At 41.3% G+C, this 20,352-nt stretch carries 21 protein-coding genes; 19 read left to right on the top strand and 2 right to left on the bottom strand.

The genetic code is table 11. The features are described 5' to 3' along the window. From WC955_09720 to WC955_09700, 5 genes are all read left to right on the top strand, one after another. Window positions 1-375, top strand: a 375-nt coding sequence (locus WC955_09720; GenBank protein ID MFA5859334.1) for a response regulator, incomplete at its 5' end; no start/stop codon positions are given. Between the two features lie 116 nt (window positions 376-491). Then, a complete protein-coding gene (locus tag WC955_09715; protein ID MFA5859333.1) occupies window positions 492-1,136 on the top strand; it encodes an isoamylase early set domain-containing protein in 645 nt (214 codons plus the stop codon). A gap of 112 nt (window positions 1,137-1,248) precedes the next feature. After that, window positions 1,249-2,076, top strand: coding sequence for a hypothetical protein (locus WC955_09710; protein MFA5859332.1), 828 nt, complete (start codon window positions 1,249-1,251; stop codon window positions 2,074-2,076). A gap of 112 nt (window positions 2,077-2,188) precedes the next feature. Next, the gene (locus WC955_09705) at window positions 2,189-6,829 is read left to right on the top strand and encodes a carboxypeptidase regulatory-like domain-containing protein (protein ID MFA5859331.1); all 4,641 of its coding nucleotides are present in this window, start codon (window positions 2,189-2,191) and stop codon (window positions 6,827-6,829) included. A gap of 14 nt (window positions 6,830-6,843) precedes the next feature. Next, window positions 6,844-7,809 carry a PorV/PorQ family protein gene (locus WC955_09700; GenBank protein ID MFA5859330.1) on the top strand — a complete coding sequence of 322 codons (966 nt, stop codon included), beginning with the start codon at window positions 6,844-6,846 and terminating at the stop codon, window positions 7,807-7,809. On the opposite strand, the gene WC955_09695 is transcribed toward WC955_09700, so the two are convergent. After that, window positions 7,786-8,919 carry a hypothetical protein gene (locus WC955_09695; GenBank protein ID MFA5859329.1) on the bottom strand — a complete coding sequence of 378 codons (1,134 nt, stop codon included), beginning with the start codon at window positions 8,917-8,919 and terminating at the stop codon, window positions 7,786-7,788. The genes WC955_09700 and WC955_09695 overlap by 24 nt on opposite strands. 38 nt (window positions 8,920-8,957) lie before the next feature. Then, complete coding sequence (locus WC955_09690; GenBank protein ID MFA5859328.1) at window positions 8,958-9,701, bottom strand: UPF0280 family protein; 744 nt, start codon at window positions 9,699-9,701, stop codon at window positions 8,958-8,960. Between the two features lie 169 nt (window positions 9,702-9,870). Between WC955_09690 and WC955_09685 the strand changes: the two genes are divergently transcribed. The 14 genes from WC955_09685 to WC955_09620 all read left to right on the top strand — a co-directional run. Then, window positions 9,871-11,277 (top strand): hypothetical protein, encoded by a 1,407-nt coding sequence (locus WC955_09685; protein MFA5859327.1) that lies wholly within the window; start codon window positions 9,871-9,873, stop codon window positions 11,275-11,277. Window positions 11,278-11,326: 49 nt separating this feature from the next. Then, on the top strand, window positions 11,327-12,367 hold the full coding sequence (locus tag WC955_09680; protein MFA5859326.1) for an aspartate-semialdehyde dehydrogenase: 1,041 nt from the start codon (window positions 11,327-11,329) through the stop codon (window positions 12,365-12,367). Window positions 12,368-12,377: 10 nt separating this feature from the next. After that, a complete protein-coding gene (gene truA, locus WC955_09675) occupies window positions 12,378-13,124 on the top strand; it encodes a tRNA pseudouridine(38-40) synthase TruA (GenBank protein MFA5859325.1) in 747 nt (248 codons plus the stop codon). Window positions 13,125-13,273: 149 nt separating this feature from the next. After that, window positions 13,274-13,705 carry a 50S ribosomal protein L13 gene (gene rplM / locus WC955_09670; protein MFA5859324.1) on the top strand — a complete coding sequence of 144 codons (432 nt, stop codon included), beginning with the start codon at window positions 13,274-13,276 and terminating at the stop codon, window positions 13,703-13,705. Between the two features lie 37 nt (window positions 13,706-13,742). Further along, the gene (gene rpsI, locus WC955_09665; protein ID MFA5859323.1) at window positions 13,743-14,144 is read left to right on the top strand and encodes a 30S ribosomal protein S9; all 402 of its coding nucleotides are present in this window, start codon (window positions 13,743-13,745) and stop codon (window positions 14,142-14,144) included. A gap of 31 nt (window positions 14,145-14,175) precedes the next feature. After that, complete coding sequence (rplU, locus tag WC955_09660; GenBank protein MFA5859322.1) at window positions 14,176-14,493, top strand: 50S ribosomal protein L21; 318 nt, start codon at window positions 14,176-14,178, stop codon at window positions 14,491-14,493. Window positions 14,494-14,542: 49 nt separating this feature from the next. After that, window positions 14,543-14,809, top strand: a complete 267-nt coding sequence (rpmA, locus tag WC955_09655; protein ID MFA5859321.1) for a 50S ribosomal protein L27 — start codon at window positions 14,543-14,545, stop codon at window positions 14,807-14,809. A gap of 125 nt (window positions 14,810-14,934) precedes the next feature. Then, window positions 14,935-16,218, top strand: coding sequence for a GTPase ObgE (gene obgE / locus WC955_09650; protein MFA5859320.1), 1,284 nt, complete (start codon window positions 14,935-14,937; stop codon window positions 16,216-16,218). Between the two features lie 51 nt (window positions 16,219-16,269). After that, window positions 16,270-17,424 carry an aldo/keto reductase gene (locus WC955_09645; protein ID MFA5859319.1) on the top strand — a complete coding sequence of 385 codons (1,155 nt, stop codon included), beginning with the start codon at window positions 16,270-16,272 and terminating at the stop codon, window positions 17,422-17,424. Continuing rightward, window positions 17,411-18,493, top strand: coding sequence for a sialidase family protein (locus tag WC955_09640; protein MFA5859318.1), 1,083 nt, complete (start codon window positions 17,411-17,413; stop codon window positions 18,491-18,493). The genes WC955_09645 and WC955_09640 overlap by 14 nt, the downstream gene beginning before the upstream one ends. An 83-nt stretch (window positions 18,494-18,576) precedes the next feature. Then, window positions 18,577-19,212, top strand: coding sequence for an energy-coupling factor ABC transporter permease (locus WC955_09635; GenBank protein MFA5859317.1), 636 nt, complete (start codon window positions 18,577-18,579; stop codon window positions 19,210-19,212). A gap of 22 nt (window positions 19,213-19,234) precedes the next feature. Further along, on the top strand, window positions 19,235-19,516 hold the full coding sequence (locus WC955_09630; GenBank protein MFA5859316.1) for a PDGLE domain-containing protein: 282 nt from the start codon (window positions 19,235-19,237) through the stop codon (window positions 19,514-19,516). Then, window positions 19,513-20,184, top strand: coding sequence for a cobalt ECF transporter T component CbiQ (gene cbiQ, locus WC955_09625; GenBank protein MFA5859315.1), 672 nt, complete (start codon window positions 19,513-19,515; stop codon window positions 20,182-20,184). The genes WC955_09630 and cbiQ overlap by 4 nt, the downstream gene beginning before the upstream one ends. Further along, window positions 20,185-20,352, top strand: a 168-nt coding sequence (locus tag WC955_09620) for an ATP-binding cassette domain-containing protein (protein ID MFA5859314.1), incomplete at its 3' end; no start/stop codon positions are given.

Here is a 20,352-nt window from a genome sequence, read left to right as displayed (position 1 = left end):
GGCAGGATACTGGTTATGGATGATGAAGAATCTATATTAGCAATAGCAGAGAAAATGCTTGCCAAACTTGGATACGATGTTGTTACTGCCAGGAATGGAGAACAAGCAGTTGAGATATATAAACAGGAGATGCAGTCAGATAAAAAAATCGATGCGGTGATACTGGACTTAACAATAGTCGGCGGGATGAGCGGGAAAGATACTATAGGACAACTGCTAAAAATAGACACGAATGTCAAAGCTATCGTATCAAGCGGGTATTCAACCGACATAGTTGTATCGGAATATGATAAGTACGGGTTTAAAGGTATACTGCCCAAACCATATGAACTGGCTGCGATGTCTCACGTGTTAAACAAATTATCATTACCATGACGGAATATTCTCGTTATTTTTTAAGTCAAGTAATGAATAATTATTGAAACTTTTTTAAGGTATCGATTGTATAACTGTATGAGAACGGATAAAAAGGATAAATGAGGTAAAGAACAATGAGTTGTAAAAAAGCAGTTGAAATTATTAACAAAAAGATGGATTACGACCGGGTAAGTACGGCTGACCTCGAGTTTTTATCTGAACACACACAAAAATGCAGAGTGTGTAAAGAAAAATACGAATTTTATGCAAAATTAGATAATTTGAACGAATATGCTGGAAAAATAGCAGTACCGGAAACTTTTACTTCCAAAGTGTTAGTAAAGACAAGGAATGTTACGGATTCAAGTGAATATGAAATTAAACACAGTATATTCGATAGCTTACGTCTTGCACGTATAAACATACTTTCATTAACAGCGGCTATTATAATGATCGCAACAATCCCTGTAGCAATCTATCATTTCACAGTAGCCCAACCAACAGCGCAGCAGGTATGGTTGAAGTTCGACCTTCCTGCCCCGGAAAATGCATCAACTGTATCTTTGGTTGGCGATTTCAATAACTGGGATGAAAAATCCGGGCAAATGATACGCAGTAATGGTAATTGGACGATTATAGTACCGTTACAACCCAAATGTTATAAGTATATGTTTGTTATTGATGGGAAAAAGTATATGTCCGATCCAAAATCAAAAAATGTTATTGAAGATAATGACGGGAGAAAGAAATCAGTAATAGATCTTAGTAAAAGTATATGAGTATACATATAATGATTAGGAAAAAGGAGGTGAATTTATCAGTAGTTAGGTCTCAAGTGAGTAAAAGTAAAATCAAGAGTTCGAAAAACAAAAACATAGGAGGATTAGTTAAATGAAGAAAGTATTGATGATAGGATTAGTGTTAGTATTCAGCACAGCGCTTGCATTCGCAGCAACAGGCTCAGGAACCGGCACGGGTACACAGTCTGGTACGGCAACTCAATCTGGAACAGTAACACAGACTCAGTCTGGTACGGGTACGGGAACTCAATCCGGCACAGCAACACAGACCCAGGCGCAAGACGGTACAGCAACGCAGACACAAACCCAGGCGCAGGATGGAACCGCGACACAGACGCAGACTCAGGCGCAAGACGGTTCTGGCAGCGGCAGTGGTACGCAAACACAGACCCAGGCCGGTGGCAGCTATTCAAAAACAGCAATGTCTTCAGTAGATATGCAGAAGATGTCAGAAACCTGCACAAAAGCTGGTTTAACAAATGAAGAATGCCAAAAAGTTATGCAGTCTGCGGATAAAGCAACAGCAGCTGGTACGTCTCCTCGCGAGATTCGTCAGATGACGAAAGAGATGCTGCAGAGCAAACTCGGTGCGGAAGCAGTTGCCGCATCAATCGATGCAGTTGCTAAAGCAGTTGCAGAAGGCGTTCCTGCGAAGGAAGCCAAAGTTGCAGTAGCGTTAGCCGCGAAGAAATGCGCGAAAGAAGGAATTACGGGTGAAGGATTGAAAAACGCAATCCAGGCAGCAGTAGCTGAAAGAAAATCAGTCCGTACTTCCAGCTCATCCGGTGACGGCGCAGTAAAGACGCAGACCACAGCGAAAGAAAAAGTTAAAGAAGCTATTAAAGAACAAGCCGGTGATGCGACACAGACGCAGTCCGGGACAGCGACGCAAGAAAAGCAGATGAAGCCACGCAGATAACTTTTGCGGTATAAAGTTGTACCTCAACAGCAAAAGATAGCGGTAGCCTCTGAGTTCTAAAAACTCAGAGGCGCCGTTGTTTGTTTATTGTTTTAATATTTATAGGAATATAATGTCTCGTTGTAATGTACTAATTTCTTGTGTTTTAACGTTACTTTTTTCCGCTCCTTCCTTTGCTGGATGGACTGTTCAGTCTGTTGATACTGACGGCAAAGCTGGGATGTACACATCACTTGCGTTGGATACCAATAATTACCCTGCAATAAGCTATTATGCCGGCGCATTTGTCGGAGAGTATTGTTCAGTTTCAGCAGACACGAATAACATTCCTCATATATGTTACTACGATTGGGCGCAGGGTGATCTTAAATACGCAACAAAATACGGGGGTATATGGGAGATTACAGCAATCGATACTATTGGCGATGTTGGTGAGCATTCGAGTATAGCACTTGACTCACAAAACAGGCCGCATATAGCATATTACGACTGGACTAACGACGATTTAAAATACGCTAAGTGGAATGGTTCTGCATGGGAAATTCAAACCGTTGATTCTACTGGCGATATCGGAGAACATACAGCAATTACGGTAGACAGTTTGGGCAATCCTCATATATCGTACTATAGCTGGACCGGCAGTTATTTAAAGTATGCAAAATGGAATGGTGCTTCATGGGAAATCTCAGTAGTAGATAATGCTGATACCGTAGGTGAATATACTTCAATAAAGGTTGATACAAATAATATTCCGCATATCAGTTATTATGATTCGGGTGGTGCAGACTTAAAATACGCGAAGTGGACTGGTGTGAAATGGTCGACTTCGGCAGTTGATACATTGGGTGCTGTAGGTCAATTTACGTCAATGGCATTAGATTCTTCGAATAATCCGGGAATAGCATACTTTGATTGGTCTGCCGGAGGGTTAAAATACGCTAAGTGGACCGGTTCTGTATGGAACATTTCTACAGTCGATAGCGGGACTGACTTTGTTGGGGAACATGGTTCTTTAGTATATATCAACAATCTGCCAAATATAAGTTATTACGATTGGACAAACCATGATTTAAAATACGCTAAGTGGACCGGTTCTGTATGGGAAAAACAGGTTATAGATTCTGCAGGTGATGTGGGAACATATTCATCTCTTGCTCGCGGTATAAATAATAATTTACATTTAGCATACTTTGATTCCAGTAATTTCGATCTTAAATATGCGAAGTATAATGGTTCATCATGGGAAATTGAAACAGTGGAAGGACAACCTAACTGTTTAAAACTTGCCCGTTGGACCGGCACGAGCTGGAGCATTCAAACGATTGATAATCTAAGCGATGCGGGGCAGTATAATAGTTTAGTAATAGATTCAGGTAATAACCCAAAAATTAGTTATTACGACTGGACAAGTTCAGATCTAAAATATGCAAGTTACTCAACCTCTACCGGATGGGATATAGATGTAATAGATGCAGCAGAAGATGTAGGACAGTATACCAGTTTGGCCTTAGACTCCAGCGGCCATCCGCAGGTAAGTTATTACGATTCTAGTAATGCTCGGTTGAAGTATGCTGAATGGAACGGTAGTTCATGGTCGTATTCTGTAGTAGACAGCAGCGGGCAGGTAGGGATGTATAATTCAGTAAAAATTAATAGTCAAAACATACCTTGTGTGAGTTACTATGACTGGATATATGGCAATCTCAGGTATTCAAAATGGACAGGTACTACATGGTATTACGAGATTGTTGATAGCAGCGGTGATGTCGGGTTATACACGTCTCTGCAGTTAGATAATGACGGCCATCCGCGGGTAAGTTACTACGACTGGACAAACGGAGATCTAAAGTACGCGGAATACACTACATCCGGGTGGGTAGTGCAGACAGTTGATTCTATAGATGATGTTGGGTGGCATACGTCTTTAGACTTAGATTCCAACGGGTACCCGCATATTGCGTATTACGATTGGACGAACAACGATTTGAAGTATGCATACTGGACCGGGACAAGTTGGAGTATTCAAAGAATTGATGCAGCGGGCGATGTAGGCGAGTATTGTAAGTTAGTTTTGGATTCTAATAACAACGCGTATATAAGTTATCTTGATTGGACAACATCTGTACTTAAGTTAGCCAAATATATGCCAGATTCAACTGTTTACTATATTAAAGGATATGTTAGGGATTCAAGCGGATTTGGTATTTCAAACGCGACGGTAACGCTGTCAGGGAATCAAATATATAAGTCCTTTACTGATAATGAAGGATATTATGAATTTACTGCGATACCATCAGGGGATTGGACCATCACCCCGGTAAAGTCTGGGTGGAGTTTTAATCCAATGACATACGTTTATCGTCCATTATCAACATCTTTTGATGACCAAACATTCGTGGGTTCCTATACTGGTAGTGAGACTCGCTACTATATTAAAGGATATGTCCGGGACAGTAATAGCGTCCCTGTGGATGGATTTACTATTGCACTTACCGGTAAAACTACCGGATATTGTATAACAAATACCAGTGGGTACTACGAATTTTTGTCACTTTCGTCCGGTAGTTATATTATTACCCCTACAAAATACGGGTGGTCTGTAACACCAGGCAGCCGCAGTGTTGCATCGTTAACCGCTAATCTATCTGATCAAAATTATACCGCGCTGCAAATACAACTGTCGGTTCAGGGATATGTCCTGACCTCATCGAGTACAGGAATTTCACAAACAACGGTAACAATTACCGGGGATAAATATCAGGTGTATCTCACTACGTCGAGCGGGTATTATTATTTTTCTAATCTTGCTTACGGAAATTATGGCGTTGCTGCGTATAAAACTGGCTGGAATTTTAATCCGATAAACTATGCTTATCAAGAAATGGAAACAAACCAAACTACACAAAATTTTGTTGGGGCGTCTGTCTCAACATCCTCAACGGTTTGTTATATTAAAGGGTATATCCGTAATGTTACTGGCGAAGGCGTTTCAAATTTTACCGTATCACTAAGCGGTAAAACATCAGGTAAATATATCACCGGTACGGATGGGTACTACGAGTTTTTAAATTTATCAACCGGGACATATACAATTACTCCTAACCGAACAGGCTGGGTAGCTTCACCGGTGAATAAAACATTAAATCTCACATCCAGTCAGGGAAACCAGAACTTTGCGGTGTCTTCAGTGTTTTTTATCAAAGGATACGTTCGAAAAACCACAGGATACGGTATTAACGGTACGACAGTAACCTTATCCGGGACAAAATCTGCAAGTTATGTTACTAACTCAAGTGGGTACTACGAGTTTATAAACCTATCTACCAGCAATTATATTGTCACTCCTATCCGTCAAGGGTATATGTTTAATCCGTTTAACAAGCTGTTTTATCCATTAACCACTCAACCGGATACTATTAATTTTGTTGGTACTTTTGTTACAGGATCTCTTTATTATATAAAAGGATATCTACGTGACGGGAATAATACTGGAATAGCAAATATTACTGTATCAATTTCCGGGATAATATCGGGTAGTTGTATGACTAATATATCCGGGTATTACGAGTTCCTGAATTTATCTACAAGTACATACACAATTACCCCTATGAAAACAGGATTAGTGTTTTCACCGTCTACTAAAACAATAAACCTGTTGTCAAATCAGGATAATCAAAACTTTAGTGTGGTAACGAAAACGTATAGTATCAATGGGTACGTTCGGGCATCAACAGGGAATGCTATTGAAAAAGCTACAGTTACATTATCAGGGGATAAATATCTTGTAGTAATTACAACAGGAAGCGGGTATTATCAATTCATATCTCTTAATTCAGGTAATTATGTTGTATCAGTGAAAAAAGAAAAATGGGTATTTTCTCCTCCGACAAACAGTTACAATCCGTTGGATGTTGATAAACAAAATCAAAATTTTGTGGCATCAGGGATGAAATATTACATTAAAGGATACCTCCGCGATTTTAATCATAACGGAATATCCGGTGTACAAGTGTTGCTAACCGGTATCAGTACCGGTAGTTATACCACAGATTCTACGGGGTACTACCAGTTTTTATCATTATCCGTTGGGGAATACACGGTTTCACCAGTAAAGAACGGGAGCAGTTTTAGTCCTTATAACAAACAAATTATACTTGATTCCAACCGGGATGAACAAAATTTTACCGGTTATTCCGGAGTTAATATGTACAAGATATCAGGAAAAGTAGTAGACAGTGCCGGTATGCCATTGGCGGGTATAAAGCTGTCACTGTCAATAGACAACTCAGGGATAATTGTTACAGACAGTGCAGGCAAGTATTACCTAAGCAATTTATTGCCCGGTGATTATAAACTAATACCCGAGAAAGAGGGTTACTCTTTTTCTCCTAAATACAACAAATTGTATTTAAGCAGTAATATTGAACTTGACGATTTTATATCTGTTCTAGGGACATTAGAAGGTAAGTCTCTAGGGTTAAAGCCGGTAAATAATTTGTTCAATCCGTCCACAGGACAAAAAGTTGCTGTTTGGTATAATACCACTGAGTCAAATGAAGTTGTGATTAAAGTGTTTACATTGGATGGTATACTTGTGAAAACATTAAGAAACGAAACACAGCTTGCCGGGCAGTATGCCGTAAGCTGGGATGGGGAAGATGATACTGGCACAATGGTTCCTTCCGGTGTATATCTCGTACAGATTCGTGCTGGTAGTTATAAAGATGTGAAGAAGATTGTTGTTATAAAATAGGAAATTGTTTTATGATGCGCTACAATAAATTGGTAATAGCTGCTGCGATATCGGTACTCTCTTGGTCTATGGTATATTCATCAAATTCTATATCTTCGGCAGTATCTTTACGCAATAATCTTGCGCCTCGTGCTGCCGCGATGGGTGACGCGTATGTTGCAGTAACGGGTTCGGGGGAAAGTATATTTTATAATCCAGCTGGAACGTACGGCGCTCTCGGAACAGAAATAAAGCTTGGAGGATACAAATCTTTAGTAGATACGTATTATACCGGCACGTACGGAAACATTCGGGTAAGCCCTTTAACTTCAGTATGGCTGGCTTACTACATTCTGAACGGCGGTATGGCAGAAATTAACTATATCGATGGGAGGAGTAAAATAGTTAATGCCTTAGATGAACGTGTTTTTCAGGCGAATTACGCGATAAAAATGGATAAAGTATTGTTAGGCACTAATGTAAAATACATGAAAAGTATGATTGCGGAACAATATGAAGCCGATGTATATTCTGCTGACGCAGGGTTTATATGGCAATTAGTTGAGAATAATAAAAATAAGATATGTCTCGGATTTTCGTTAAATGGTATTGGCAACAAAATAAAGTATATAAGTGTAGAAGATGATGTGCCATTAACTCTGCGTTTTGGAGCCTGTTACCAACTTTTGAGAGAAGAAGGGAAAGATGTTACAATAACCGCGGATGTTGTAAAAACAGGCACTGCGCAGGCACGTGAAAACTTGGGGGTTGAATATATTGTTAACCACAATCTTGTGTTGAGAAGCGGGTACAAAATCGGGTACGATTCCGATTCTGTTACATTCGGCTTGGGAGTTTTACTGGGCAAGATTAGAATAGATTATGCGGTGGCAATGATGGGTAGTTTTGATTATACACATAAAATCGGATTAACATATATTTTACGTTCAACAGGAAAACAACAGGCCGCAATCGTATCACCAAAACCAGCCGGACAATGATGATGTGATAATATTATTTGAGTATCCCGCTACCGGGTTGTTCGAAGATAGAGTTTCATAATCATACCGAAGATTCAACCGCAACTTGCCAAGATCGCCAAAATCGGTAATTATGTAACCAAATGACATTGAAAGAGTTGAGACAGTGTCTCGTTGTATGTCCGTTGAATAGAGATTGTCAGAATTTAGGTAATGCCGCTGTCTATAGTTTACGGATTGGATATCGCCGGTAATATTGAAAATAAAGGGGTGTAACGTATATATCCCGTACCCGATCCCGAATTTATGCGCAGAATAACTGTTGTAATCAGAAATAATAAATTCGTCATCCGTATAATAAGTTTTGTCTGTTCCATAATGGAGATAGTCCCCGTTCGAGATTAAACTGTCGTAATTGTATTTAATACTTACCTGCCCAAATAAAATGATTGTAGTATAGTACAACGTGCCACCAATGTTTTCATCAGTCCTGGTGAGTGAAGACGTTGTACCGTCTGAGGTTTGGTATAGATGATATTCCAGGAATGGTTTATGGTATGAATATGCATACAATTTCATGCTGTTGAACAAGGATAAGTCATAGCCAAGAGACATAAAGTAACCGGTCATAAGGTTGTCCAAATTGTACAGCGGGTAATCCGTTTGTTGATAAATATACGATAATGAAAGCGTGAGTTCGTCAGTAAAATACGCTTTTATTTCAGGAGACAAGTATACTCCTGTAAAATCATAAGTAGTTCGTTCGGGCTGAAGAAAGTAGTCGTATGTACCGGTGAAATTAAATTCAATAGTATCGTTGAACAACGAAGAAAACACTTCCTCGGAAATAGATTGCATTGAATATTTTGCTGAGGTGTAATTACCATACATCCTATTGTCTAAACGGTACGATGTATTGCAATAAAATTTAGGGGAAAATACTGTTTTTGCTCCAAGTATTACCGCCAGGTTTGATAGCGTATCTGAAAATGCTGTTGATGTGCGGTAAAGGTTATCTGTATTACCGGCGGTGATATCAAAATTTGACCATCCCCGGACAGAAATTCCTTCAGTGTATGGGCAAACGGTGAACATCAAAATTGTAGCGAAAATGAATCTTATATGTTTCATAAAGTATATTTTAGAAAATATTATGGTGAAATAGTAACTTATGTTTTCACTAACTCTATCATACCCGCAGCGGCCATACGCTCGTCTTTTATTATTACAGCACCGGTAATACCGGGAATGTTTACGGCATACTCAGCTGCTTTCTCCACATCGTCAACGTTTTTTACGTGATTACCCGCAGAGGTGGCTACAGCATCAGCAAGCGTTGTGGATTCTGAAATTATTACCACAGCATCTGCTGTACCAAAACTTAACGAATGTCCTACAGTACCCGATGATGTGCATACACCAATCCCTTTTGGGTACGGGGGTAGGCGTATACCCAGTTTTCCACTGAATTTATTATTCTCTCCCGCATATATCCCGGCAATACGTTCTTTTGTACTTGCAATAAAAATATCACCGCCGTTTTCTATGATAAGCTCAGTAGATTGCGGAAGCAGTTTTTTCCCAACGAACTCCGCAACCGCACCGGCAACTGTTGCCATCGGGCCGACACCCGCTGTGGCGGACTGTTTTATCATTTCCTGAACAATAGCAGTTTCTTCCGGTACATCGCGTGTTGTTATTGGCACAAGGCTTGTCTGAAACTCCGGGCGTAGAGCGATATACCGTTCAATTTCATGCCGGTACTTTTTTACCAATACAACAGCGTCATTCACAAGGTTAACTTCCGCACGAAACCATAGTTCAGTCTCACGCACTTTAACTTCAAACGTTTTCAATACCCTGTCTTTTGTCCATTCATGATAAAACCTGGGAACATATTCGCTTGTTTTCATAATCCATACACACGCTTTCTTGTCTTATTAATGTAGTATAGTAAACCATGGTTTTGCATGTAAACAATTTAAATTACCATATTGACATATAAACCACTTTTTGTATTATATACAAAACATATTAAGTTTCATAGAGGTTAAACAAAGAGGGAAAAGGGAGGAAAAGCAGATGAAAAGGTTTATCGCAGTGTTGTTAACCGTTGTATTGATGTCGTCAGCGTCCGCGGTGTTTGCTACACAAAGCCGTATGGAAGGTATGGGATTAAGTAATTGGATGGCGGAAGATGATTACAATATATGGGATAACCCCGCGAGATTGGTGCAGTATCCGGGATTAGTTTGGGGCGAGCTCGGGATACCAACAGCGCCGATGTCGTATACACAGTGGGCAGGGGTTAGCAGTAAGAAAATGCCTATCGGCACAATCGCAGCATTTGTCGGGCGGCCGTATTCCGGATCAATCACCTCGATGTATTCAGCAGTGTCCGGTATGGACTTAACAGCAGTCCCTGTGGCGATAAATTCGGCGAACGTTACCGGTGCGGCGTTAACCTGCGCGATGTCTACGGTATTAACACCCTTCAATCATCTCGACCTTTTCTGGAGTATATCACCGCAGTTAGCGGTATGGGTGAATATGGCGGATCATTATGATACACTCTCACATACTTATACTTCCACAACCCGTGCGAATGGTGACGGTACAGCGAAGTCTGACCGCGGTACTGCAGAATATAATTTCGGTGTAGGTACGATGCTGGAAAAACTTGGGCCGATTGAAAGTTTGGATGTCGCCGTAAAAATTGGATTACCGTTTGTAACAAACATATATTCCGAAAGATGGTATGTTGCCGCGCAAAACCGTGAAGGTTCAGACGACCGTGAGTTCAAAAGTAACGGCGCGTTCACGTTTGACTTTTATGCGCGCTGGTTCCTGCGGATAATGCAAACCAGTAAATTAATGATGTTCAGTAATGTTTCTATGAACGGATTAGGCAGTCTTTATACTGATAAACGCGATGCTAATGCGGATGGTACGCTTGATGTTAACACAAAACAAACACGTAACCTGGGAGTTTACGGGTTCAACTTCGGTGCGGGTGATGTTATGCCGCTGGGTGACCGCACAACATTGTACGCAGCGTTGAGTTTAAAAATATCGCAGTCATCGTATTCAGGGAAGACCGAAAATTTGATTAATACCACCACTACGGAAGAATATGCTGCAAGTACGTTTGGTTTAGGTGTTCCGCTTAACTTCGCGATTGAACATAAGGTTTCAAAGGTGTTCACCTTACGCGGCGGGCTAGAACAGTTATTATGGAAAAACGGCGTGCTTGATGTAAACGACAACGACTGGGCGGCAAACGCAGTTGTTTCAAATGCGAAGTATCAAACAGTAACCACGGGTATCGGGAATATTACATTCAATTTTGGCGCAACAGCGAATATCAGCAATTCACTGGTTATCGACGCTGTGTTGAACCAGGACGTATTCTTCAGTGGTACGTATATCGTCAGCGGGCGCACAAATTATCCGTTGTCACGGATTACATTAACGTATAAATTTAAATAAGATTTAGGGATTGTTAAGGATATTAAGAGGTTATTGGAAATACAAAAATATGTCAGTAAAAAAGATTAATAAACAGTATAACGTAGGAGTGGTAGGCGCTACCGGGGCAGTGGGGCAGGAAATGGTGAGCTTGCTTGAGAAACGCAAGTTTCCTGTGAAAAACCTGCGGTTATTCGCATCGGAACGTTCTGCCGGGAAAAAGGTTAAGTTTGCAGGAGTTGAGGTCGCGGTTGAAGAGTTAGCTAAGTACAAACCTTCCGCCGCAGATCTTGACGTCGCATTATTTTCTGCAGGCGCTGCGATTTCCAAGGAGTACGCTCCAAAGTTCGCGGATGCCGGGATTTATGTGATTGATAACTCCAGTGCGTGGCGTATGGATCCCGGGGTACCGCTTGTGGTACCTGAGATTAATTCGCATGAATTGTCGTCAGACCGCAAACTTATAGCTAACCCGAATTGTTCGACGATACAGATGGTGGTTGTACTTAATCCGTTGCATAAAGCTGCAAAAATTAAACGCATCGTTGTTGCAACGTACCAAGCGGTTTCCGGTGCGGGCGCATGGGCGATTGAAGATTTGAAGATGCAAACCAAAGCGTATGTTGAAAATAAACCGATACCTAAAGGCAAAAAAATGGCACACCAGATTGCATTCAATCTTATTCCTCAGATCGACGTGTTTATGGATAACGGGTATACCAAAGAAGAGATGAAGATGGTGAATGAAACACAGAAAATTATGGGTGACAACGATATCAAAGTTTCTGCAACGTGTATAAGAGTTCCGGTGTTCAGGTCGCATTCTGAAGCTGTGTGGATTGAAACTCAAAAACGGTTAACTATCACGATGGTGCGTGATATATTATCAAATTCCGAAGGTGTAGTCCTGTTGGATGATCCCGCGGCAGGAAAGTATCCTATGCCGCTTGATGCGGAATGTAAAGATGTAACCTATGTCGGGCGTATAAGGGAAGATATTTCAGTACCTAACGGCCTGGCGATGTGGATCGTAAGCGACAACCTGTGGAAAGGCGCTGCACTTAACGCTGTACAAATCGCGGAACAGTTGATGAAACTGCAGTTATTGTAATATAACCGTAATGCCGGGTGAATTTGTGCATGCAACTGAAAAAGTTGAAAATATAAAGTTAGTGCTTGAGTACGACGGTGCGGGATTTTCCGGCTGGCAGAAACTTACTTCCGGGGGGAAAACGTATAAACGTACCGTCCAGGAAGTAGTAGAAAATGCATTAACACAAATCCTTGATACAGAGATCATCCTTACAGGCGCGTCACGTACAGACAGCGGTGTTCATGCGCGCGGGCAGGCCGCGAATTTCCGTGTTGATTCCCCGAAACTTTCTGTGGTGACAATTTTAAAAGCGTTGAACAACATATTGCCTCGTGATATTAGCATACGTTCTGTGACAAAAGTACCCTACGAGTTTAATGCGCGCAGGGATGCGAAGTGTAAAACATACAAATATTTTTGGCATAACAACGGTATCCGTCCTGCGCTTGGACGGCAGTACTGTTGGCATTACGTGTCAGAAATTAACTTAGGGGTTATACAGTCAGAATGCAGGAAGTTTATTGGGAAAAAAGATTTCCGGCAGTACGCGTACCGTATTAGTGACAAAAAAAATACGGTATGTGCGTTAACTGAAGTCAGTGCGCGTAAGATAAAAGGCGGGTTTATAGTGTTTACGATAACAGGAGACAGGTTTCTTCATAAGATGGTCCGCTGGATTGTCGGGTATCTTATCCAACGCGGGCAGGGGAAGATAAATCCTGTCCCCTGGGTTGTACCCCCGCAGGGATTATGCCTCGAAAAAATATTTTATTAACAAATAACTTTAATCATTGACACAAAAACCGGGATATAGTAAAATAATCGAACGTTTGTTATTTACTTATGTAATTTAGTATATAAACAACAAAAGTTTTAAGAAAAGAGAAAGGCTGTTTGTAAAGTTTTCGGTAAAAAGGTGTAACTATGAAAAAAACGTTTATGATCAAAGAGAAAGATATCAAGCGCGTATGGTATACGATCGACGCTACGGATCAGCCCCTGGGGCGGTTGTCAACAAAAGCAGCAACGATATTGATGGGTAAAAATGCTGTATCGTATACACCGGGGACGGAGTGCGGTAATTTTGTGGTAATTACAAACGCTGCAAAGGTAAAACTTACCGGTATGAAGATAGAACAAAAAGTTTATTGGCGGCATACAGGTTTTCTTGGCGGGGTAAAAGAGGAAGCTTATAAAGATTTGATGAAAACAGACCCCGCAAAAATTGTTGAACTAAGTGTTAGCGGTATGTTACCGAAGAATAAGCTTCGCCCGGTATATCTCCGGAGATTGAAGATCTTCACTGCTGCGCCGGTAGGTATTACGGAAGCCGGTTTAACTAAGGTAACTTTATAATTGTCCTGGTTTGTTATATAGGAGGAAATAAAAACAGATGTCTGATACTCAAACCATAACTACTACTGGCAGGAGAAAAACCGCGATTGCGCGTGTGTGGTTAGTAACGACCGGGGATGGTAAGTTTGTGATTAACAACCTCCCGGTTGATAAGTTTTTTAGGGGTAATACCCGGCAGGTAGATAAGGTGTATGAACCTTTGAAGGTAGTGAACACGCTTAACGCGATGGATGTCAAAGCAACGGTACTTGGAGGCGGGATCAACGGGCAGTCGGAAGCAATCCGTCATGGATTATCCCGAGCATTAGCGAAGATCAGTGATGAATACAAAAAGTTGTTGAAACAACACGGGTTCCTTACCCGCGACCCGAGAATGGTAGAACGCAAAAAGTCCGGGCAGCCAAAAGCGCGGAAAAAATTCCAGTGGACCAAACGTTAATTCTAGAATTTACAGAAAGGTGTTTAATATAATGTATGCAGTAGTAAAAACCGGTGGAAAACAGTACATCGCTACACCGGGCGAAGTTATAAGAATTGAAAAGCTTGACGGTAAAGTCGGGGATGAAGTGGTCTTTACTGACGTGTTAATGTTCAAAGATGGCGAGAAAATGCTGATTGGCCAGCCGTTGGTACAGGACGCAAAAGTTACCGGCAAAATTGTGCAGCAGGATCGCGCGAAAAAGGTTATCTCGTTCAAACGCCGCGCAAAAAAAGGGTATAAACGTAAAATCGGGCATCGCCAGTATTTTACTGATATTAAAGTAGAAAATATTACGGTAGCAGGTTGAGTGTGAGCAGTTAAGTAATTTATTGATTTATCGGAGGCAATAGAATAGTATGGCACGTTCAAGAGGGCAAAGTTCAATCGGTAACCGCGATTCCTGTGGGAAACGGTTAGGAATAAAACGTTTCACCGGGCAGGTGGTGAAGATTGGCACGATAATCGCGCGGCAGCGCGGGACTAAACTTCATCCCGGGAATAATGTCGGGATCGGCAAAGATGACACGTTATTCGCTCTGGTGGACGGCGAAGTTAAATTTGAATGGTTCCGTAAAGGCAAGAAAAAAGTTAGTGTATATCCTGTTGTGCAGCAGGGGAAGTAAATAACAGAAATAATTTTTTGTGGTAAAAGTATGCCGGGGATAATAAAAATTATGCCCGGCATATTTATTTGATAAAATAATAAACGTAATTGCTTAGCCAATATGTTTTAAAGGAATGTATTTATATGTTTACTGATAAAGCGAAACTATACGTCCAGAGCGGGAGCGGGGGGAACGGGTGTGTGTCGTTCCGACGGGAAAAGTTTATCCCGAAAGGCGGCCCGAACGGCGGCAACGGCGGCAACGGCGGGAATGTGTATTTCCGTGCAAACCATAGTATAAAAACATTACGCGATTTTTATTACCGCCCGCATTATAAAGCGGAGAGCGGGAAACAGGGCAGCGGAAATAATAAAACCGGCGAATCCGGTGAGGATTTATATATCGAAGTACCTTGTGGAACCGTAATTTACCGCGATGGCGATGTTGTGGTTGATATGTTTGAACATAACCAAACTGTTCTTATAGCCACGGGCGGGCGCGGTGGGCGCGGGAATACAGCGTTTAAGAGTAATACCAACCGTGTCCCGCGGTTATCTGAAAAAGGCACTCCCGGAGAAAGTGTTACACTTGAACTTGAACTCCGTGTGATCGCGGATATAAGTATCGTAGGATATCCTAATGCCGGAAAGTCTACTTTTATCTCTGTAATAACAGGCGCAAGGCCGAAGATCGCGGATTATCCGTTTACCACACTGGAACCCGTTCTTGGTTCGTGTCAGATTGGCGATACTAACCTCATTTTTGTTGATGTCCCGGGGTTGATAGAAGACGCGCATGCAGGACGCGGGTTAGGGCATGAGTTTCTCAGGCATATCCGGAGGACAAGAGTTATTGTGCATATGGTTGATGTTTGGGGATACGGCACAAAAACCGCAGCAGAAAACTACAAAATTATTATGGATGAACTTGAGAAATACGACCGTGTATTACTCAAGAAACCGATACTTACAGTATTAAACAAAACAGATATTCCCGGTAGTGAGGAAATGATTAAGTCGTTCAAAAAAAGTGTTGGCAGAAAAGTTAAGTTCCACACAATTTCAGCGATAAAAAAAGACGGGCTCACAGCGTTTTTGAAAGAAGTTAAGAAAGCGTATATCGTTGCACCGGAAGAAGTGCCTTTAATGCCGACGGTAAAGTCTGAAGTGTATCATAAACTAATCCCCGGGATTATGGTGGAGTATACCGGCGGAAAGTTTGTGGTGAAAGGCAGTGAGGTGAAGCGTTTAGTTGCAATAACAAATTTTGACCAGCGTCAGTCAGTGAAGCGTTTATTCGAATTACTCACTACCAAAGGTATGGAACGGTTATTCAAGAAAAACGGGATTACACCCGGGGATATTGTTTCAATTGAAGGCCATGAGTATGAATACACAGAGGAAGAAGATAGTAAACACAAAAAGTAAAGTATTTTTTATACAATATATTAAAACAAAAGTAGATGGAGATAATGAAAGATGAAGTACAGGCCTTTTGGGAAAACAGGGTGGAACGTCTCGTCATTAGGATTCGGGTGTATGAGGCTTCCTCATGCCGAAGGGAAACCCAGGATTATAGATGAACCCGAAACTATCCGACAGATACGTTTTGCTGTTGACCACGGAGTTAACTATTTAGATACTGCATATCAGTATTACGAAGGCGGGAGCGAAAAAGTTGTAGGCCTCGCGGTGAAGGACGGTTACCGCGAAAAAGTTAAGATTGCAACAAAAAGCCCGGTGTGGCTTATGGAATCCCCCGGCGATTTTGATAAGTATTTAGACATATCTCTTCAACGCCTGCAGGTGGATCACATAGATTTTTATCTTCTTCACGGGTTAAGAAAAACGTTTTGGGAAAATGTTGTTAAACACGACCTCATAAAACAAGCGGAGAACGCAAAACGCGCAGGGAAAGTGGGTTATGTAGGATTTTCGTTTCATGACAACTACAGTCTTTTTGAAGAAATTATTAATGCTTATGATAAATGGGATTTCTGTCAGATACAGTACAATTATATAAATGTTAACTACCAAGCCGGGCTTAAAGGATTGAAGTATGCTTCAGGGAAAGGGTTGCCGATAGTTATTATGGAACCTTTGCTTGGAGGACGGCTTGCTAAACTACCGAAAGTTATGAATGACGTTATTAACAACGAAGGGCATAAACACACTCCCGTAGACTTAGCATTACAGTGGTTATGGAACCAGCCGGAGGTAACATGTGTACTCAGCGGGATGAATAAGATGTCCGAAGTTGAACACAATATTAATTCTGCGGAAAAATCAGGTGCCGGAAGTTTAACTTCAGGTGAGTTAGAGCTCATCACACGGTTGCAGGAGGTATACAAAAAATATACCCCGGTACCTTGCACATCTTGCGGGTACTGTATACCTTGTCCTAACAGCGTAAGAATTCCTAATATGTTTGCGATGTATAATAATGGTTACCTTTTTGAAAACATGTCCCATGCGAAAGAGGTATACGCGAATATCTCAAAAAAACTTGAAGGAAAAACTATTGCCGGTGCGTGCATAAAATGCGGTAAATGCGAAGAAAAATGCCCGCAGCACATACCGATAAGCGAATGGCTTGAAAAAATTCATAAGGAGTTGTCAGGTGACAATAAATAAAAACCGGTTACTTCCGCCGGGAAAGGATAATCCCAGAAATTCGGAAGGCGTGTTTCTCAAACTCGGAGGTACACGCGTGATGTTTGCGTACACACACTACTATGCCGGCCGCGGGGGTGATCATGACAACGCATACATTGCTGCGCGGTATTCCGAAGATAACGGTAAAACATGGACTCCCGAAGATGTTATTATCCTTCAGAATGAAGGTCAATGTAATATAATGTCTATCAGTTTTCTGAAACTGCAGAACGGCGATGTGTTAATAGGATACCTATTAAAAAATTCTACGAGTGACTGTAAGTATTGTATCCGCCGGTCGAAAGATAACGGTAAAACGTGGGGGGATCGTATAGAAGTCACCCGTGAAACTAAGTATCATGTTGTGAATAATGACAGGATGATACAGTTATCGATGGGACGGATAATAGTTCCTGTAGCTATACATTCCGACGCAGGGTCGGGGGAGTATAACTCGCGTGGCCGCGTGGCAGTATGGTTCTCTGATGATAACGGATATACATGGCAGCAGAGCAATACTGTTCTTGAATCGCCTGTTGCAGCGGATACGGAAATTGTTGTTCCCGGTGATTTAACTGTTAAACATAAATCCGGCTTTCAGGAACCTGGCATTGTTGAACTTAAAGACGGGCGTGTGATGATGTGGATACGTACCGACCTTGGGATGCAGTACATTTCGTATTCGAAGGATAAGGGTGAAACGTGGTCATCTGTTGAAAAATCAGGTTTACTCTCACCATGTTCTCCCGCAACGATTAAACGTATACCTTCCACCGGCGATTTAGTAGTGGTATATAACGATCATTCAGGCCGGATTCCGTTTGTACCATTAAAGCGTACACCGTTGGTATCGGCAATCTCAAAAGATGATGGTATTACTTGGGAAAAACATAAGGTATTGGAAGATAATCCTGACGGCTGGTATTGTTATATTGCAATGGAGTTTGCGGGTGCAGATATGCTTCTGGCATACTGTGCGGGTGATAAAACTGTTGGGAAGCTGAGCCTTACACAGATAACGCGGGTTCCGGTTACGGAATTATATTAATACTTTGATATTGATAAAACATATCGAATTTTTAGTTTCAGTTTATTCCCGAGTTACCTCAAAAAATTAAAAGAAGGAAGTATATGCACATACCTGATGGTTTCTTAGATACTAAAACCTGGGCAGTTCTATCGGCGGTATCATTAACTGGCGTGAGTTTAGCTATTCGTAAAATAAACAAAAAAGTTGATGATAAACAAGTACCTGTGATGGGTGTAGTCGCGGCATTTATTTTTGCAGCGCAGATGTTAAACTTTCCTATCGGAGGGGGAACATCAGGGCATTTTATGGGTGCAGCTTTCGCAGCAATAATAATGGGCCCCTGGATGTCGTTGTTGATAATGACAACGGTGCTTATTGTACAATGCCTGGTATTCCAGGACGGCGGGTTAACGGCATTAGGGGCAAACATATTTAATATGGGTATTATCGGGCCGGTTATAGGTTTTACTACGTACAAAATAGTACGCCAACTTATTCCCGGGAAAAACGGTATTATAGCCGGCACATTTACTGCTGCGTGGTTCTCGATAGTTTTAGCCGCAACCTTTTGCGCAGTAGAACTCGCGATATCCGGAACAGTACCTCTGACGGCAGCGCTACCCGCAATGATTAGTATTCATTCAGTAATCGGTATTATTGAAGGACTGATTACTTTAACAATGATATCGTACCTTCTCAAGGTACGGCCTGATATTATTGACATGCAAAAGGTGTGATATAAGGAAAGTTTTGCGTAAAATGAATAAATTTGTATTGATTGGGCTAGCGGTGGCGGTGGGGTTAGCGATACTATTGTCTCCGTTTGCGTCTCCGTCTCCGGACGGGCTGGAGAAAGTTGCGGAAATAAAAAGTTTTTTTTATAAATCCGAAGGTAAAAATGTGCTAAACACGCTTATCCCCGATTACCTTTTCCCGGGTATAAAAAATGAACGTATTGCCACCGCCGCAGCGGGCGGGTTTGGTACGCTTCTTGTGTTTATTACAATTTACGGTATAGGATTGTTATTGAAGAAAAAATGAGAAAACTATTTTCTGACTTAGACGCGCGGATAAAGTTTATTGCAGTACTCGCTATGGTAATTACGGTGGTATTAATCCCGCAAGGGCAGTGGGGTTTATTTACCGGTTATTTTGTATTTATTTCCATATTATTGGTGTTAAGCCAAACAAAGATCGGGTTTATACTAAAACGTTTATTTACTGTACTGCCTTTTATCCTTATGATAACTATTTTTACACCCTTCTTTAAGGAAGGCAATGTTGTTTTTACATATAATTTTTGGTGGGGTGGTATAAATGTCACAAAAGAAGGCTTGGCGTTACTCCTCGGGGTTATAACAAAGTCTATTTTATCAGTACTCTCAATCCTTTTTCTTTTATCAACTACAACATTTTCTGAATTACTCAATGGATTCATAAAAATGAAAGTTCCCGGGATTATGGTTTTATTATTATCATTTATGTACCGCTATATGGACGTCCTTATAACTGAAATGAAAACACTTGAACGCGCAAGGGATGCGCGGTATTTCGGTGGAAAAATATTCCGGCAAATTGGGATGGCGGGGAATATTGTTGCCACATTATTTCTCCGCGCGTTAGAGCGTAGTGAACGCGTGTATGCCGCATTACTCGCAAGGGGGTATAACGGCGGGAAAGAACGAAATGGATTTTTAGGGGGAAAATAAGTGATTACCATAGAACATTTGTCATACAAATACCCTGACGGTACAATCGGGTTGAATGATATAAACCTCACCGTTAGGAATGGCGAGGTAGTAACGCTTATCGGTGCTAACGGTACGGGTAAGTCTACATTACTACTGGCGTTAATGGGCATCATTGAATTCAGCGGT

It is taken from the genome of Elusimicrobiota bacterium (genome assembly GCA_041658405.1).
Taxonomy (GTDB): Bacteria; Elusimicrobiota; UBA5214; order JBBAAG01; family JBBAAG01; genus JBBAAG01.
The sequence above is the reverse complement of the archived record's forward strand: the minus strand, read 5'-3'. Positions and strand labels throughout refer to the sequence as shown.